A 14,165-nucleotide genomic window follows, 5' to 3' on the forward strand; every position below is an offset into this window, starting at 1 on the left:
CTGACGTAGTGATTGCTTGCTGATACGTTTTGACTTCAGCGCACCGCACACAGCCCCTTCGCCGCCCCAAACACCCACAACACTACCCCGCCCCTCAGGCACCCAGCGCCTTCGCCGGCGCCGGCTGCGCTTGCGTTGATCCCATGCCGCCGGGCGCGGCCTCGGCGGCGGGATCGGGCACTTCGGCGCGGCCGACGCGCATGGTGCGGGCGGGGACGCGGAACAGGCCGCGACGGGCGGCGGCTTCGCCCAGATCCTCACGCGAGGTGAGGCTGACCAGCCAGGGGGCGGTCAACAGGCCCAGCGTGATCGGCGAGAGCCACAGCGCGGTGACGGGATCGAGCCAGACGGTGGCGGCAAACGCCAGGCCGAGCAGGATATGGTCGCGCATTGCCGGCAGGATCGCGCGCACGGCAATGGCCTGGGCATCGCGGTTCTGCGCGTTCCACTGCGAGGGAATGCCAAGCAGCAGGCCAAGTAATGCCTTGATCTGCAAGAGCATCGACACCGGCGCAAACAGGGTGGACAGCACCAGTTCGACCAGGACGGAGCGGAGCGCGCGCCACGGCCCGCCAAAAGCCGTGCAGCGGCGTGCATCGGCCAGGATCCACACCAGGCCCATAACCTTTGGCCCGAACAGCAGCAGCACGGTAAGCGCCAGAACGCCCGGCGGCACGGTCATCAAGACATTGCCTTCGATTCCGCCGCCAATGCGCGCCATGGCGACCTGGGCGATCGTGGCGAGCAGCAGCAGTAGCCAGCCCGGCGAGGTGAGATAGGCAGACGCGCCAATCAACAGGTGCAGGCGACTGGTGCTGGCCAGGCCCGAGGCGCCGATTAGCCGCAAATGCTGCAGATTGCCCTGCATCCAGCGGCGATCGCGCAGCGCATGGTCGACAATGGTGGGGGGATATTCTTCATAGCTGCCACCGATCATCACCATGTGCACGGCCCAGCCGCGCCGCCGCAATAGCGCGGATTCGACCATATCGTGGCTGAGGATATGCCCACCGAACGGCGGCTTGCCCGGCAGATCGGGCAGCCCACAGCTTCCGGCAAAGGCGCGGGTGCGCACGATCGCGTTGTGGCCCCAGAAATTGGCCTCTGCCCCGCTCCACCACAACAGCCCGGCCGATGCGATCGGGCCATAGGCCTCGCTGGCAAACTGCATCCAGCGCTGAAACAGCGTGCGCGCATTGGTGATCATCGGCACGGTCTGGAGCAGGCCGATCGAGGGCCGTGCCTCCATCAGCGAGGCCAGGCCAACGATGGCGGCGCCGGTCATCACGCTGTCGGCATCGAGCACGAGCATGTTTTCATAAGCCGCGCCAAAGCGGCGGACCCATTCGGCAATGTTGCCGGGCTTGCGCGCGGTATTTTCCTCGCGGCGGCGATAATAGATGGCGATCGGCGCCCGCGCGGCCAGTTCGGCCCATGCGGCCTCTTCGCGTTTGCCATGCAACGCACTGGAATCGCTGAGCACGAAGAAATCGATCCACGGCGCCCCGCCCGACCGATCGATGGCATAGGCCATGGCCTCTACCCGCGCGAACACCGCGTCGACGTCTTCGTTGTAGACCGGCATCAGCACGGCGGTGCGATGGGCCAGGCTGGCAGCGGGCGATGGCACCGGCACAAAGCCGGGATGCGCACCGCTGATCAGCTGGATGAAGCCGATTGTCGAACTGACAAAGCCGAACGCCACCCAGCTGAACAGCGGCACGAAGAACACGAGCAGCGCCACCTCGATGGCATTGAGGCCATCGCGCGAAAAGGCGACGCGCACCTCGCTCGACGCAGCAAGGCCCAACACCGCCGTCAGCGCGATGAGCAGCCAGCGCTTGACCAGCAGGCCGTGAGGGCGCGTTTCCACTTCGCGCCGTGCCGGGGCATTGCCGAACAGGCGCTGCACCGGCATGTCGAGCGGCGCTTCGGCCGGGAGCAGCGGCGGCTGGCCACCTGGCGCAGCGCGGTCCGTCATGGCTGGATCGCCTTGATCACGGTTTCGCTGAGCGCGCCGCCGCCGCGCTTCAAGAACAAGCGAAATTCACGCGCGGCGAGCCCCTGCGTCTTGATATCGAGCGTCACGCGCCATTGCTTGTCCCGCCCGGCGACCGGGCCGACCGCCTGGTGCAGCACGGCCTCTGGCGGCAAGTCCAGTTCGGCCGTGACACCGCTGCTGCGGTTAAGGCCTTCAAGAGAATCGCCCTGGAAATCGAGGACATAGCGCGTGGCACCGGGGATCGGATCACCGCCCGGCACGCCGCCCGGCCCGGCAAACACCTTGATGCAGCGGGCATTGGCATTGGCGGCCAGATCGCGGTTGGTCCAGGTCAGCCGATAGGCAAAATCCTGGCGCTGGCCGGCCTTGGCCGGCCGATCGCTGAGCCAGAAAGCCGCCACATTGTCGACGTTTTCCGAGATCGTCGAAAAGGCATAGAGCACAACCGCACCCGCGCCCCAATCACCCTGCGGCTCTACCCACAAAGATGGCCGGCGATCGTAGAAGGCCAGGTCATCCTGATAGTGATCGAACGCCTGATCCCGCTGGACCAGGGCAAAGCCACGCAGGGAGTTGGCGCGAAAGGTGTTGGTGCGCGGCTCTGGCGGGTTTTCCAGCGGGCGCCAGATGCGCTCACCATCGGCCATCCAGATGGCCAAGCCGTCGGAATCGTGCACTTCGGGCCGCCAGTCGCGGCGATCCATCTTGGTCGCCTCGTCAAAGCAGAACATGCTGGTCATCGGCGCGATGCCAAGCCGCGCCACGTCCTTGCGCAGGAACAGGGCGGATTTCACTTCCTGCACCACGCCCGCCTCAGTCTGGCGGGTATCGAAGGCATAGGCACCAGTCAGCGACGGCCCTTCAAGCAGGGCATGGATCACCAGGCGCTGGCGCCCTTCCGGCCCGCCCAGATCCTCGATCCAGAACGCGGTAAATTCGGGAAATTCCTCCGCCCCGGGCATTGTGCCGGTATCGACGGCAATGCCCCGCGCCGAAAGGCCGTACTGGTCTTTCTCGCCCGCCGCGCGGAAATAGGATGCGCCCAGGAACGCCAGCCAATCGCCATGGCCATCGGCATGCATCACGCGAAAGCCGGCGGGATCGACATTCTGCGCCGCGCCGAACAATCCTTGCGTGTTGATCAGCGGGCGCGCCTGCCCGGCCGAGACCACGTTGATGCCCACGGCAAAGGGCGCGGTTTCCAGCCGGGTGGGAAACAGCCGCACGTGGCCCGGCAGGCTTTGTGCCTCGCCATAGGTCAGCCGCGCGGCATCATCGAATGTCGGCGCGGCCCGGCGCGAGGCGGTGCGGGCCGCATAGGGGCGGCGCGCGGACGCCTGAGCGCGGGCCACCAGAATATCCCATGAAAATGGCTGGGCCGGGCCGAAATTGCCCGCCGCGCCCTGGGCCAAAAGCCGCGCCGGCAGCGCCGCCAGGCCTGCCAGGGTAAGCGCCATCGTGGCAAAACCGCGGCGCGACACAGCCGCGCCGGCAGCGGTATCAGAAGGGTTGGAAGGATCGATCATGCCTGCCTAACGCAGCCCCCGTCGTTCGGTTTCGGAGGAAAGCCAGCGCGTTCCACGGCCTGCCCCGCCTGGGTTTCGTCCTGTCACGGCTTGGACGGGCCAGCGCGCCGCCCGATGATCACCTGAACACCGGGCTCCAGCCCGCTCGCCAAGATCTCGGTGCGCTTGCCGTCACTGGCGCCCGTGGCCACCGCCACCTGGCGCGGTTCGTTGTCGTCTGACAGGATATAGACCGTGCTGCGGCGCGGCGGCACGCCATCGGGCGTAAAGCCCAGCGCGGCATTGGGCACGAGCAGCACCTTTTCGCGCGCAGGCAGGTCGATTTCCACGGTGGCGGCCATGCCCGGGCGCAACTGCACCATGGCGCCATCGCCAGCGGCCGGCGGATCGAGCGCGAAGACCGCCAGGCGATCAAGGCCACGTGTATCGTCGGTGGGATCGATCCGCACCAGCCGCGCGGTGCGCACCTTGTCGGCCATGCCGGCCAACAGCACGTGGGCGCGGGCATTGGTGGCCAGCCGCTGGGCGTCTGCCATCGGCAGCGGCACCGTCACCACCAGGCGATCGAGCCCGGTGGCGAGCGACAGAAGTGGCGTGCCCGGCGCCACGAGTTGCCCCGGCGCCACCGCGCGCGAGACCACCACGCCATCGAACGGCGCGCGGATCGTGCCATCGGCCAGTTGCCGGCGCGCCAGGACTTCATCGTTGCGCGCCTTGGCCAGGGCCGCCGTGGCGCTGGCAAGAGCCGCTGCCGTGCGCGAAAGTTCGGCGCGGGCGCCGTCCATTTCGTTGACCGAAGGCACCCGGCCGCCAGACTTGCGCCACACGCCCTCATAACGATCCAGCCGGGCACGGGCGCCATCGAGATCAGACTGGGCCGCCAGCAGCGTGCCTTCGGCCGCCGCGCTGGTGGCCTCGGCACTGGCAAGCGCGGCCTGAAGCGGCGCGGTATCGAGCACGGCGATGGGCTGGCCGGTGCGGACCACGCCATCGCCCGGCCCGAGCAGGCTGTGCACCACGCCGCCTTCGGGGGCGCGCAGGATCACTTCGTCCTCCGCGTGCAGGGTTCCGCTCGCGCTCATCACCGGGGTCAGGCTGCCGCGTTCCAGTGGCACACTGTAATAGGGCATGTCCGGCCCATCGACAAAGCGCAGCAGCAGCCAGAACGCCGCCACACCGGCCACCAGCAGCGCCAGGACCATACCCCAGCGCGCCAGCCCGGCGCGCGGGCGGGCGCCGAGAAAGGCATCGAGATCGCCGTCGGTCATGGCGTTGCCGAGCATTGCGACGGCGCCTGGGCCGGAGCCGCCGGGGCAAGATCGGCGGCGGTCCAGCCCAGGCCATGGGCTGTCCACAGCCGCACCTGCGCGCGCGCCAGCCCGGCCCGCGCCGTGGCATCGGCCTCACCAGCAGCCAGCGCAGAGGCTTCGGCCACATAGAGCGTGGCAAAGGGTTCAGCGCCGGCGCGATAGCCGGCGCGGGCATCGCGCACGGTGCGATCGGCCTGCGCCAGGGTGCGTGCACTCGCCTGGGCAAGTTGGCGCGCCGCCTCCAACGCCTTGGCCGCGCTATCGATGTCTTCGGCATTGGCCGCCGTGGCGCTGGCCAGGGCCGCGCGCGCCTGATCGACCGAGGTCGTGCCGGCAACCACCGCCTGGCCCTGCTCCTGGCGCACCAGCATCACGCCAGCGCGGCGGGTATCGGGCGTGGCAATATCGGTGAACGCCGGCACGGTGCCGCCCTGCCCCATCAGGGCAACCAGCGCATCGCCTGCAAGGCCGGTTTCCTCGGCCAGGTGCGCCATGGCCTGCGACACATCGGTTTCGGCCTGGGTCACGGCATCGGCATCGAGATCGACCATCACGCCACCCAGCGCGCCGTCGATCGCCGAAACCAGCCCGGCCTCGCGGCGAAAGCGGGCAATTTCGGTGTTGTCCTGCCAAGGCGCGGCAGCGCTGCGCCGCGCGGCGAGGCGCGCCTGGGCCAGGCGCACGGCAAGATAGGCCTCCGCCATGGCAGCAGCGCGGCGATTGACCAGCGCGGCATGGGCATAGGCGCCGGGTGCCACGCCATCGGCCACGCGCTCTACCGCCATCATGCCAGAGAGCCGGCCACCAAGGTGGCGGCGGCGCGCGGCCAGGCGATCGGCCTGCGCCTGCAATTGCCAGGCATCGCAAGCCAGACGCGCATCATGCGCCAGGCCCTGGGCAATGACCTGGGCCAGCACCGGGTCACCCGCCTGGGTCCACCATGGGGTGGCGTCGGCGCGCACGTCGTCTGCCGGGGCCAGGCCGGGATCGACCACGCGCGGCGCGGGCACGGCGCAGGCCGCACAGGCCAGCGCAAGGGCCAGGGCTGCTACCCCGCGGCCAGGATGGGATGGTTTCACGCAGAACACCGGCTGGCGATTAGCAAAATATCACCGTGTGGCAATCGAATGACGGGCGAAGGGCGGATCGCCGCAGCCGTATCCCGCATTTCGGCGCAAGGATGGGGCGGTTGGGCTGCTGTGCGAACGCATCATCGCCCCGGCTTGTTCCCCACGCTGTTTGCGATAGACCCGCTGGCATATCGGCGACCACAGTGGCGGGCGCGACAAAGCCCCCGCCCCGGCACAAGGAACTGGCGATGGATCTGGGCATCAACGGGCGCAAGGCGATGGTTTGCGCGTCATCCAAGGGGTTGGGCCTAGCCTGCGCCACGGCGCTGGCGCGCGAAGGGGCGCAAGTGTGGATCAACGGGCGTGACGCCGCCCGGCTTGAGGCGGCGCAAGCGCGGATCGCCCGCGAAACCGGCGCCAGCGTTATGGCGGTGGTGGGCGATCTCGACACGGCAGAAGGGCGCGCCGCGCTGCTCGCGGCCTGCCCCGATCCCGATATCCTGGTCAACAACAACCACGGCCCGCGCCCCGGCAAGCTCGACATGCTGGACGAAGCCGACTTCCTGGCCGCGCTGCATGCCAACATGCTGAGCCCGCTGGCGCTGATCAAGGCGGTGGTGGGCGGCATGCGCGCGCGCACGTTTGGCCGCATCGTCAACATCACCTCGGCCCAGGTGCTGATGCCGGCGCCGGAAATGGGCCTGTCGGTTTCGGCGCGCGCCGGGCTGATGGCCATGGCCAAGGTCTTGCAGTTCGATTGCGTGGCCGACAACGTGACGGTCAACAACCTGCTGCCCGGTCCATTCGACACCGATCGCCTAGCCTCGCTGGCGCAGCAGCAGGTGGCGCAGGAGGGCATCACGCTGGAACAGGCCTATGCCCCCATCGGTGCGCGTGGTCCCTCGGGCCGGGTAGGCCAGCCCCACGAATTCGGCGACGCCTGCGCCTTTCTGTGCGCGGCGCAGGCCGGCTATATCTCGGGCCAGTGCCTGACGCTGGATGGCGGGGCCTATCGCGGCTTGTTCTGACGGGCGCAGCCGGCTAGGCGCACGGGCATGCTCACCATTTCCGGCATCACCGTGCGCCTGGGCGGCCGCACCATCATCGATCGCGCCTCGGCCACCGTTCCCACTGGCGCCCGCGTCGGCCTGATCGGGCGCAACGGCGCGGGCAAATCCACGCTGATGAAAGTGCTGATCGGCGAGATCGAGCCCGACGAAGGCAGCGTGGACATGCCGCGCCGCGCACGCCTGGGCTATATCGCGCAGGAAGCGCCCGCCGGCACGGCAACGCCGTTTGAATCCGTCCTCGCCGCCGATACCGAGCGCGCCGCGCTGTTGATCGAGGCAGACACCTGCACCGACCCCGACCGCCTGGCCGACGTGCACGAGCGGCTGATCGCCATCGACGCCTATACCGCCCCGGCACGGGCGGCGCGCATCCTGATCGGCCTGGGTTTTGACGAAGCGATGCAGGCCAGCCCGCTCGACAGCTTTTCGGGCGGCTGGAAGATGCGCGTGGCCTTGGCCTCGCTGCTGTTTTCCCAGCCCGACGTGCTGCTGCTCGACGAACCGTCCAACCACCTCGACCTGGAAGCGACGCTATGGCTGGAGAATTTCCTGCGCAGCTATCCCGGCACGCTGATCGTGATCAGCCACGAGCGCGACCTGCTCAACAACGTGGTGGACAATATCCTGCATCTGCAGGGCGGCAAGGTCACGCTCTATCCCGGCGGCTATGACAGTTTCGAGCGGCAGCGTGCCGAACGCGCGGCGCAGGCCGCCGCGGCCCAGGCCGCCCAGGCCAGCCAGCGCGCCAAGCTGGAAGACTATGTCCGCCGCAACAGCGCCCGCGCCTCCACCGCCAAGCAGGCACAATCGCGCGCCAAGATGCTGGCCAAGATGCAGCCGGTGGTGGCCATGCTGGAAGACCCCAGCCTGACGTTCGATTTCCCGAGCCCCGATGAACTGCGCCCGCCGCTCATCACGCTGGACATGGCGGCGGTGGGCTATGCCCCCGGCCAGCCGATCCTCAAGCGGTTGAACCTGCGCATCGATCCCGATGATCGCATTGCCCTGCTCGGCCGCAACGGCAACGGCAAGACCACGCTGGCGCGCCTGCTCGCCGGGCAACTGCCGGCGATGGAAGGCGGCATGACCACCTCGGGCAAGCTCGCCATCGGCTATTTCACGCAATACCAGGTGGAAGAACTGGCCGGCAGCGATACCCCGCTGCTGCACATGACCCGCGCCATGGAGGGCAAGACCCAGGCCGCCGTGCGCGCGCAGCTGGGTCGGTTCGGCTTTTCCGGCAATAAGGCGACGACCGAAGTTTCGCGCCTTTCAGGCGGGGAACGCGCGCGGCTCGCCCTGGCGCTCGTCACCCGCGATGCGCCGCACCTGCTGATCCTCGACGAACCGACCAACCACCTTGATGTCGATGCGCGCGAGGCGCTGGTCCAGGCGCTCAACGCCTATCAGGGTGCGGTCATCCTGATCAGCCACGACCGCCACATGGTGGAATTGACCGCAGACCGCCTGGTGCTCGTCGATGACGGGGCCGCCGTGCCCTATGATGGCAGCATGGAGGATTACATCGACTTCGTGCTGGGCCGGAACCAGCCCAAGGCCGATGCCGCTGCCAAGCCGGCCGCGAGCCCCAAGACCGAGGCGGAGAAGGCTGCCACCCAGGCGGCATGGCAGGCGCGGCGCGAGCTGGGCAAGCAGATTGCCAAGGCCGAAAAGGACATGGCCAAGCTGCAGGCCCGCATCGCCGACATCGATGCCGCCCTCGCCGATCCGGCCAAGGCAACCGGGCAGCTCAAGGGCATGAACCTGGGCGCCATGGGCAAGCTGCGCGAAGACCTGGAAGCCGAACTCGCCCGCGTGGAAGCGCAGTGGCTGGCGTGGAGCGAACAGGTCGACGGGTGAGGCACGGGGCATTGATCGGGGTGGTATCCATCCCGATCGCCCATTGCCACCTCACCCCGGTGTCGCCGCCGATCCGGCGAGAAGGCCGCCATCGATGTTGAATTCCGCGCCGGTCACATAGGTTGCCTCGTCGCTGGCGAGCATCACGGCGAGCGCTGCCACTTCCTCGGGCGTGCCAAAGCGCTTGAGCGGGGTATCGGCGACCAGCGCCCGCATGCGCGCGTCGCGATCGGGGCCGGTGCCCAGCATCGGCTCCCACAGCGGGGTCAGGATCGCGCCGGGGTGGATCGAATTGCAGCGGATCTGCCAGCCGGCCTGCGCGCAATAGAGCGCCACCGACTTGGTGTGATTGCGCACCGCCGCCTTTGAAGCGGCATAGGCGGCGGCAAAAGGGATGCCGACCAGGCCCGAACGCGACGAGATATTGATGATCGAGCCCTTGCCCTGCCCCTTCATCGCGCCAATCGCATAGCGACAGCCCAGGAACGTGCCATCAAGGTTGACGGCGTGGACGTCCCGCCAGTCGGCCAGGCTGGCGTGTTCGGGATCATGCGCCACGGCGCCATGCTCGAACCCGGTGACCCCGGCATTGTTGACCAACACATCGATCACTGGCGCCTGCGTGGCGAGCGTGGCCCAATCGCCCTCGTCTCGCACATCGAGCGCGGCGAACCGGCAGCCGATCGCAGCGGCCGCAGCACTGCCGGCAGCGGTGTCGCAATCGGTCAGGATCACCTGTGCCCCCTCGGCGTGAAACTGCCTGGCGATGGCCAGGCCAATGCCGCTGGCAGCGCCGGTGACCACACATGTCTTGTCCTGCAACCTTGGCATGATCGCCTTGCCCTTTCTCTGTCCCTCCGGGGGGCGTCGGTCTGGGCGGGAAACGCCGTGGAGGCAAGTTCATTTCCTGTCGCGAATCGGGCTGGCTTGTCGCCAGCGCCGCTGCGGCCACCCGCGCCTCGCGGTGCATCGCACCATCGCCTGGGCCGCAAATCGGCCGAAATGCCGGTTTTACCGGGTGATTTAGTCAATAAGCAGGTGCAATATGGTATAGACGAAGCATTCGATCCGTATTACCATGTCTTCAATTAGTATTACTAGACCGGGTACCTAAGTATTACGAGGTCAGGCTTATGGAAGGCGTTCTGGTCGGCAAGCGGCGGATAGGCACCCAGGCACCGGTGACGGTGGGCTGGGAAAACGTCCCGCGGGTGGAAGGCGGCCCGTTCAAGCGCCTGTTCTTCACCTGGTTTCAGCCTACCGTGCTCTTCGCGATGATCCTGTTCTGGTACTATGCGCCGAACTCGATCGCCAAGGCATCCACCGCGATCGGCATCGGCATCGGCTTCCGTGTCTTGCTGATGGCGATGGAGTTCTTCTTTCCCCGCCACGAAAGCTGGCAACTGACGTGGAAGGAAGTCACCACCGACTTGTTCTATGTTGGCCTGGGTTACACTGTATTGCGCCTGGTCGATGGCTTCATCGGTTCGGACGTAATGGTCGGCGCGATCCAGGATTCCTTGCACTGGGACAAGTTTAACTGGTTCATCACGCTACCGATACTGGTGCAGGCTTTCCTGATTTCGTTCATTTTCGATTTCGGGCAATACTGGATGCACCGTGGCATGCACAACTGGTATCCGCTGTGGCTGCCCCATTCGGTGCACCACTACATCACCCAGCTCAACATCAACAAGGGCGCGGTGGGCAATCCGGTCGAGCTGTTCCTGATCGGATTGGGCGTGGGTGGCTTCTTCGATTTCGTGCCGCGCGCGTTCCTTTTGGCCGGAGCCATCGGCATGGCGGTGGGAAGCTATCAGCACATCAACGTGCGGTTCAATTCGCCGCGCTGGTGGCGCTTCCTGTTCCACACTACCGAACATCACAGCCTGCACCATTCTCAGGACTTTGAGGCCAGCCGCAGCAACTTTACCAATACTTATATCTTCATCGATCGCATGTTCGGCACCTGCGTCGATGGTGAAGCCGAACTGCTGGGCATGGAAGGCGGCCGCCGCATGAGCATTCGCGAACAGATGACCTACCCGTTCACCGATGGCTGGCGCACGATCAAGGCGAAGTTCGCCCGCCCCGCCACCACCACCGCCGTTCCGGCCGAGTAACGTGGGGATGAGCAGCAGCACCGCCTCCTTCGCCGGCACCGCACCCCATGACGCCCACCGGAAAACACCTGTGAACCTGCGCTTCATCGATTGGATCTGGCATGTGCGCGGCAGCCTGGACCTGCCCGCCGGCCAGACCGGCGACGAAGCCTTTGCCAAGCTGCAACCGCTGTTGCGCCAACCCGGCACCAGCCAGCAGCGCGCCGCCGATGCCCTGCGCTTCAACAAGGTTGATCCCGCCGCGCAAGACAAACTGGCCGTGTTCGAAAACGGCGTGCTGCAGGTGGAACAAGGCAGCGCCGGCCTGGTGCTGCGCTATCACCTGATCAGCCGCGCGCTCCTGCTGTGCTTCCTGGCACCTCTGCTGTTCCTGGCCTTTGCCCAACTGACCATCGCGGTTGGTCATTGGCAGAAACCGGCGGCCGAAGCGGCGGAAAAGGCCAAGGCCGACAAAAAGAAAGACGCCAGCAAGGACCGCGTCCTGCCGATGAATCCCATCGACAAGGCCCTGGGCGCCCCCGCGCCTGACAAGGACGGCAAGAAGCCCGACCGCAAGGGCGATCGCTACTCCCCGACATCGGCCTATGTCTTTGCCAGTTTCTTCGCCGTGCTCTATGTGATCGGCCGCATCCTTGAGGCGAAACTGGTGGAGACCCGTCTGCGCAAGCAATTGCTGGGCGAATAGGCGCCGTTGGCAAGGGCGCCATAACGGCATAACACTGGGCATGGTTCCAGTGGAGAGCGTGGATGCCCGTTTTGCTTGCTGCACTTGCGCTTGGCCTTGCTGCGCCAGATCTGATCCACGGCGAAAGAGTTGTCACGGCCGACGATTATCCGAGCCGCATGACACAGGCCCTGCAAAGCGCGATGGTCAACATGGAGGTGGTGGTCAACCCCGCTGGCCTAACCGAATCCTGCCGCATGATCGGCTTTGTGCATGGGCCTGGCTTTGCCGAGAAGCCCCCCGCAGCCGTGACATGCGCGTTGATCAAACGGCGCGCGCGCTTTGAACCAGCGCGCGATGCCGAAGGTCAGCCAGTCTATGGGGTCTATCGCACCTGGATCAGCTATACGATCGACAACTTGACCAACGCCAAGAGCCCAGATCAGGTCGATCTGGACGTTTACGTCGCCGGCTTGCCAGCCGGAATAGCGGATCGCGCGCGTGTGGCGGTCGCCCAGTTCGTGGCGGCAGACGGCACGCCCGGCGCATGCGTGGCCGCCCCCAGGACACAGCCGCTGGCAACCGAAATCCTCTCTCCGCCGCTCGCCAGGGCCGCTTGCAAAACCCTGGCCGGAAGCGGGAAATTGGCGGTCGTTACCGATAAAGCAGGGGTTCCGGTCGCCACCACGCGCCGCCTTGTCGCGCGCTTTATCGTGGGGCAGTCGCCTGCGCCCACAAAACCAGCGGTGCCCTGATCGCGCCTGCCCAAATGGGCGTGCCGCCAGGGCAAATACCGCCACAGACAGCCCCGTAAAAATCCGATACACCCGATGCAGGAGCATGACTGGCTGAGGGGGAAGCATATGATGGAGCGCCGCAGCGTGCTAGCGGGCTTGGCGTCCCTGCCCCTGTGCCCCGCACCATCTGCACACGCGGCGCAAGCCCCCCTGGAAGCCGATATGGCCGTGTTGCGCGCGGCATTGGCAATCCATCCCGGCCGCGACCGCTATCTTTCGCCCGCAGAACTCGCCCGGAACCTTGACCGCTTCGCGCAGGATTATGGCGCGGGCCTCAACGCGGGCAACCACGATCGGTGCTATCTCGCTCTGTCACGACTGCTGGCGACGCTGCGCGGCGGGCACAGCTATGCCAATTTCTTCAACCAGTCAGATGCCGTGGCCAAGGCGCTGTTCGACCGGCCGACGCGGCTGCCGTTTCACTTCGAATGGATCGGCGCGGCGATGGTCGTCACCGCCGATCACACAGGCACCGGGGCGTTGCCGCATGGCACGCAGATCACTGCGGTGAACGGGGTGCCGAGCGGGCAGATCCTGGCCCGGCTGATGCCCTATGTCCGCGCCGATGGGCACAACGATGCCAAGCGCCGCTCTTTGCTCGGTGTTCGTGGCGACGCCACTATCGAAACCTTCGACGTGTTCCAGGGCCTGCTGCTGCCACCCGCAACCGGGCGCCACGCGCTCGACGCCATCCTGCCCGATGGGCGCCGCACCCGGATCGAGGTGCCCGCGATCGGCCTTGCTGCCCGGCGCGCCACCATGATCCGCTTACCCGCCAGCAGCGACGAGCCGCGCTGGAGCTATCAGGTGCGCAGTGATGGCATTGCCGTGCTGACCATGCCCGACTGGGGGATGTGGAACAGCAAATGGAATTGGCGCAGCTGGCTGGCAGACCGGCTTGACGATGCCGCGCACGCCCGCGGCCTGATCATCGATATCCGTCGCAACGAAGGCGGGGATGATTGCGGCGATCAGATCCTGGCGCGCCTGGTCGATCGCGATGTCATGAACTGGCCATTCAGCAGCCGCGTGCGATTTCGCACCGTGCCCGCCAGCCTCGCCGATCATGTTTCGACGTGGGACGACAGCTATCGCCACATTGGCGAAGGCGGGGCCGACCTGGGCCACGGCTGGATCAGCTTGCCGCAAACCCATGCGCCGCAACCGGTCCGGCCCGATGCCAAGCGGTTGGCCGTGCCGGTGGCCGCGCTGATCGGCCCGGCCAACAGTTCAGCCACGTTCGGATTTATCAGCGCGGCGCGCGCCAGCGGCAAGATCACCCTGTTTGGCGAGCCGACCGGCGGCAACCGCCGTGGCATCAATGGCGGGGGCTTCTTCTTCACGCGCCTGCCAGGCAGCGGCATCGAGTTCGACCTGCCGCTGATCGGTTATTTCCCACCCACGCCGCAGCCCGACGCCGGCATCATGCCCGATCATCTGGTACCGCAAACCGCCGCCACGATCGCCGCCGGGACTGACCCAGTAATGCAGGCCGCCGCCGCGTGGATCGCCACGGCGTGAATGAAGGCGCGTAGGCAAAATCAGCGGTTGGGGAACGACTAAAACTGGTGGTTGGCTGCCGTTGTGCAGTGATTGCAGGCATGGTGCACGTTATTAAGCTGGACCCCGGATCAAGTCCGGGGTGACGATAAGTTTTTACTTCATTTATATTTTTCGTCACCCCGGACTTGATCCGGGGTCCAGCTGTTCTGCTTGTGCAAACGCCAGCATGTTCTCAAATAA

At 66.6% G+C, this 14,165-nt stretch carries 11 protein-coding genes; 6 read left to right on the top strand and 5 right to left on the bottom strand.

Going from position 1 to position 14,165, the window contains the following annotated elements; genetic code table 11:
- Window positions 1-94: 94 nt before the first annotated feature.
- From mdoH to C8K14_RS04105, 4 genes are all read right to left on the bottom strand, one after another.
- Window positions 95-1,981, bottom strand: a complete 1,887-nt coding sequence (gene mdoH, locus C8K14_RS04090; RefSeq protein WP_107715819.1) for a glucans biosynthesis glucosyltransferase MdoH — start codon at window positions 1,979-1,981, stop codon at window positions 95-97.
- Window positions 1,978-3,528 carry a glucan biosynthesis protein gene (locus C8K14_RS04095; protein WP_233250896.1) on the bottom strand — a complete coding sequence of 517 codons (1,551 nt, stop codon included), beginning with the start codon at window positions 3,526-3,528 and terminating at the stop codon, window positions 1,978-1,980. The genes mdoH and C8K14_RS04095 overlap by 4 nt, the downstream gene beginning before the upstream one ends.
- 83 nt (window positions 3,529-3,611) lie before the next feature.
- A complete protein-coding gene (locus tag C8K14_RS04100) occupies window positions 3,612-4,811 on the bottom strand; it encodes an efflux RND transporter periplasmic adaptor subunit (RefSeq protein ID WP_107715820.1) in 1,200 nt (399 codons plus the stop codon).
- Complete coding sequence (locus C8K14_RS04105) at window positions 4,793-5,917, bottom strand: hypothetical protein (RefSeq protein ID WP_133726757.1); 1,125 nt, start codon at window positions 5,915-5,917, stop codon at window positions 4,793-4,795. Before C8K14_RS04105 ends, C8K14_RS04100 begins: the two co-directional genes overlap by 19 nt.
- Before the next feature lie 194 nt (window positions 5,918-6,111).
- Between C8K14_RS04105 and C8K14_RS04110 the strand changes: the two genes are divergently transcribed.
- Window positions 6,112-6,936, top strand: coding sequence for an SDR family oxidoreductase (locus C8K14_RS04110; RefSeq protein WP_233253931.1), 825 nt, complete (start codon window positions 6,112-6,114; stop codon window positions 6,934-6,936).
- Window positions 6,937-6,963: 27 nt separating this feature from the next.
- Complete coding sequence (locus tag C8K14_RS04115; RefSeq protein ID WP_107715822.1) at window positions 6,964-8,838, top strand: ABC-F family ATP-binding cassette domain-containing protein; 1,875 nt, start codon at window positions 6,964-6,966, stop codon at window positions 8,836-8,838.
- 51 nt (window positions 8,839-8,889) lie between these two features.
- Here C8K14_RS04115 and C8K14_RS04120 read toward each other — a convergent pair whose 3' ends face one another.
- Window positions 8,890-9,669, bottom strand: coding sequence for an SDR family oxidoreductase (locus C8K14_RS04120; protein ID WP_028657433.1), 780 nt, complete (start codon window positions 9,667-9,669; stop codon window positions 8,890-8,892).
- A 302-nt stretch (window positions 9,670-9,971) separates the two neighbouring features.
- Between C8K14_RS04120 and C8K14_RS04125 the strand changes: the two genes are divergently transcribed.
- From C8K14_RS04125 to C8K14_RS04140, 4 genes are all read left to right on the top strand, one after another.
- Window positions 9,972-10,961 carry a sterol desaturase family protein gene (locus C8K14_RS04125; protein ID WP_107715823.1) on the top strand — a complete coding sequence of 330 codons (990 nt, stop codon included), beginning with the start codon at window positions 9,972-9,974 and terminating at the stop codon, window positions 10,959-10,961.
- A gap of 70 nt (window positions 10,962-11,031) precedes the next feature.
- On the top strand, window positions 11,032-11,646 hold the full coding sequence (locus C8K14_RS04130; protein WP_107715824.1) for a hypothetical protein: 615 nt from the start codon (window positions 11,032-11,034) through the stop codon (window positions 11,644-11,646).
- A gap of 62 nt (window positions 11,647-11,708) precedes the next feature.
- The gene (locus C8K14_RS04135; protein WP_107715825.1) at window positions 11,709-12,380 is read left to right on the top strand and encodes a hypothetical protein; all 672 of its coding nucleotides are present in this window, start codon (window positions 11,709-11,711) and stop codon (window positions 12,378-12,380) included.
- A 204-nt stretch (window positions 12,381-12,584) separates the two neighbouring features.
- Window positions 12,585-13,943 (top strand): S41 family peptidase, encoded by a 1,359-nt coding sequence (locus C8K14_RS04140; protein WP_199223686.1) that lies wholly within the window; start codon window positions 12,585-12,587, stop codon window positions 13,941-13,943.
- The last annotated feature ends 222 nt before the right edge of the window (window positions 13,944-14,165 follow it).

This window comes from Novosphingobium sp. GV079 (assembly GCF_003058045.1).
GTDB lineage: Bacteria > Pseudomonadota > Alphaproteobacteria > Sphingomonadales > Sphingomonadaceae > Novosphingobium > Novosphingobium capsulatum.